General features: G+C 65.4%; 1 pseudogene. It reads left to right on the forward strand.

Features of this window, described 5'->3' with window-relative positions:
• Positions 1–2,361: pseudogene (locus HA48_RS21770) on the forward strand (helicase-related protein); the annotation flags it as partial.

Consider the following 2,361-nt stretch of genomic DNA (forward strand, 5'->3'; position numbering starts at 1 on the left):
CACCGTGCGTCCGCCGGACGCCGTGGCGCGCTACCTCGGCGGCACGCGCGAGACGCTGATCGTCAATCCGGCAGCCCGGCGCCCTTTGCAGCTGACCATTACCGTGCCGGTCGAAGATATGACCGATATCCGGCAGCCCCAGGAGGCGGGTGCGCCACAGGATGGTGCCGCCAGCGGTTCCATCTGGCCACACATAGAAGCCGGCGTGCTGGACGAGGTGTTGCGCCATCGCGCCACGCTGGTGTTCACCAATTCACGCGGCCTGGCGGAAAAACTCACGGCGCGACTCAACGAGCTGTACGCCCGCCGTGCCAGCGACGCGCCTGCCCTGATGGAGAGCACATTAGCGTATGGCTCGTTTAACGGCGGCACGGAGAAACGCGCGGCGGCGCCGCAGGCGCATCTGGCGCGCTCGCACCACGGCTCGGTCTCAAAGGAGCAGCGGCTGGAGATTGAAAACGCGCTGAAAAACGGCGAGCTGCGCTGCGTGGTGGCCACATCCAGCCTGGAGCTGGGCATTGATATGGGTGATATCGACCTGGTGATCCAGGTGGGCGCGCCGCCGTCGGTGGCCAGTGCGCTGCAGCGCGTCGGCCGCGCCGGGCATCAGGTAGGCGGCACGCCAAAGGGCATTTTCTGGCCGCGCACCCGGCGCGATCTGGTGGATGCCGCCGTCATCGTTGAGGCAATGCAGGCGGGCGAGCTGGAAGCCCTCGCTCTGCCGCACAACCCGCTGGATATTCTGGCACAGCATACGGTGGCCGCCGCATCCATGGAGACCCTGCAGGTTGAAGAGTGGTACCAGCAGGTGCGTCGCGCCGATCCCTTTAAAACGTTACCGCGTAACGCTTTTACCGCCGTGCTGGATATGCTGGCGGGCCGCTACCCCTCGGATGCGTTTGCTACGCTGCGGCCGCGTATTGTCTGGGATCGCCAGCATGATACGCTCACCGGTCGGCCCGGTGCCCAGCATCTGGCAGTCACCAGCGGCGGCACCATTCCCGATCGCGGTATGTTCAGCGTGATGCTGCCGGAGGGTGAAGAGCAGTCCGGCGCGCGACGCGTGGGCGAGCTGGATGAAGAGATGGTGTACGAGTCGCGGGTAAACGACATCATTACCCTCGGTGCCACCTCGTGGCGCATCCAGCAGATCACCCACGATCAGGTGGTTGTGGTGCCGGCACCGGGCCGCTCGGCCCGTCTGCCATTCTGGCGCGGCGACACGCCGGGCCGATCGGCGACGCTGGGTGAAGCGATTGGTCGCTTTTTGCGCACCACCGCGACACAGGCGTCGCGGGTCAGCGACAGCCTTGACGCCTATGCGCAACACAATATCACTGCGCTGATCAATGAGCAGATTGAGGCAACCGGCGTGCTGCCCACCGATCGCACCCTTCTGCTGGAGCGCTGCCGCGATGAGAGCGGTGACTGGCGGGTGATCCTTCACTCGCCTTATGGTCAGCGCGTGCATGCGCCCTGGGCGCTGGCGATAGCCGATCGCATTGGCCGCCAGATGGGCATCGATCCGGCGGTCGTCGCCAGTGACGACGGCATTGTCGCCCGCTTCCCGGACAGCGAAGGCCGCGTGCCCGGTGCCGAACTGTTTCTGTTTCAGCCGGACGAACTGCAGCGCATCGTCACTGCGGCGATCGGTCACTCTGCGCTGTTTGCCGCCCGTTTTCGCGAATGCGCTGCCCGCGCCTGCTGCTGCCGCGCCGCAATCCCGGCAAGCGCTCGCCGCTATGGCAACAGCGTCTGCGCGCCGGACAGCTGCTGGAGGTCGCGCGGCAGTTTGATGATTTCCCCATCCTGATCGAGACCGCACGTGAATGTTTGCAGGATGTTTACGATTTGCCGTCGCTGCATCAGCTTATGGCCCGCGTTCAGCAAGGTGATATCCAGCTGACCGAGGTCACCACCGACACGCCCTCGCCCTTTGCTGCGCCGCTGCTGTTAGGCTATGTCGCCGAGTTTATGTATGCCGGCGATGCGCCGCAGGCCGAGCGACGCGCCTCCATGCTGGCGCTCGACAGCCATCTGCTCAGCGATCTGCTGGGTCAGGTCACGATGCACGAACTGCTGACCCCGGCAGTGGTGGCGCGTGTAGAGCAGGAGCTGCAGCGTCTTACGCCAGATTATCAGGCCAGCAGCACTGAGGCGCTGGTGGATATGCTGCGGGAGCTGGGCCCGCTGAGTGAAGCGGAACTGGCCGATCGCTATCGCGGCCCGGAGGCACTGCCTCTGGCGCTGAGCGCGCTGCAACAGGCGCAGCGCATTATTCGCGTCAATATTGCCGGGCAACCGCAGCTGGCGATTGCGGAGGATGCGGTGCGGCTGCGCGATGCGCTGGGCACCGCGTTG

It is taken from the genome of Pantoea wallisii (genome assembly GCF_002095485.1).
Lineage (GTDB): Bacteria > Pseudomonadota > Gammaproteobacteria > Enterobacterales > Enterobacteriaceae > Pantoea > Pantoea wallisii.